This window comes from Rhodohalobacter sp., from assembly GCF_041686455.1.
GTDB lineage: Bacteria > Bacteroidota > Rhodothermia > Balneolales > Balneolaceae > Rhodohalobacter.
On record NZ_JAWLDW010000011.1, the window covers coordinates 18,027 to 19,385 of the forward strand.

At 41.1% G+C, this 1,359-nt stretch carries 1 protein-coding gene; it reads left to right on the top strand.

From position 1 onward, the window contains the following. A partial coding sequence (locus ACESM0_RS02765; protein WP_372903413.1) for a hemolysin family protein occupies positions 1-1,285 on the top strand: 1,285 nt, incomplete at its 5' end. Positions 1,286-1,359: the final 74 nt, after the last annotated feature.

The window sequence follows — 1,359 nt, forward strand, 5'->3', positions numbered from 1 at the left end:
AATGCCTGAATTTATCATTATTACAATTACTGTTCTTCTCAGCGGATTCTTTTCAGGCTCTGAAATGGCGTTTGTCTCTGCAAACCGCCTTAAGCTCGAAATTGAGTCGCGTAAGAATACCCTAACCGGCCGTTCACTTTCATTTTTTAGCGAAAAACCGGAAATATTTCTCACCACTACGCTCGTGGGTAATAACATCGTCAATGTACTCTATGCAACGTTGATGGCGATCTTTTTGGTAGAACCAGTCAATCGTATCTACTATTCACTTTTCGAGGTTGATCCTTCTGTGGCAATGGTTCTGTTTATTCAAACGGTGATCGCTTCTCTTATTATACTTTTGATAGGTGAGATCCTAGCCAAAGCCATATTTCGAATACAGGCAGATTTTTTAGTTAAATTTGTAGCTACTCCGCTGCGGGTCATGAACTTTATATTTCGCCCGCTTATTTCTATTTCCAATGCAAGCTCGGCAATCTTGGTGAGATGGTTCAAAGTAGGAAATGAGCGCAGCGATAAGGTTTTTCGCCGGCAGGATGTAGAGATGATATTTAAGGAACTTCGCGATAGCGGCGGAAGTGACGATATCGATCAGGACGATTCCGAAATTCTACATAATGTACTGGAGCTCTCGAATAAAAGGGTACGGGATACAATGGTGCCCAGAACGGAGATTGTTGCGACTGACAGAAACTCTCCTCTCGACGAGCTGAAAAATCTTTTTATCACTTCCGGATACTCAAAAATCCCGGTTTACCAGGATAATATTGATGATATCATCGGGGTTGTCTTTGCGTATGACCTGTTTAGCAACCCGGAAAATATCGGAGACATCCTGAGGCCGGTCAAATTGATTCCATCCAGTAAAAAATCGAAAGATTTACTGCAGGAGTTTCGCCAGAGCAATATATCTGTAGCTATTGTTATTGATGAATATGGCGGAACAGCCGGTATGGTTACCATAGAAGATTTGATCGAGGAAGTTGTCGGTGATATTCAGGATGAGTACGATAAAACGGATGAAGTGATTAAGAAAATATCGCACCATACCTATGTGATATCAGGTAATGTTGAACTTGATGAACTGGAGGAGAAATATCCGGAAATTGAACTTCAGGATTCAGGGGATGAGTTTGAGACTTTAGCAGGATATATCATTAGTCATATCGGCAGAATTCCCAAAGTGAACGAGGAGATTCAAATACAGGAGAATAAGTTTATTATCAGTAAGGCAACACCAAACCGAATTGAAACCGTGAAACTTATTTACGGGTCTTCTGAGTAGAAAGCTTAACTCCGGCCATGAATTTAATTCAGCATCAGTAAAAATTAAATTTGCGCTCCCCCTTCGAAGGGGGA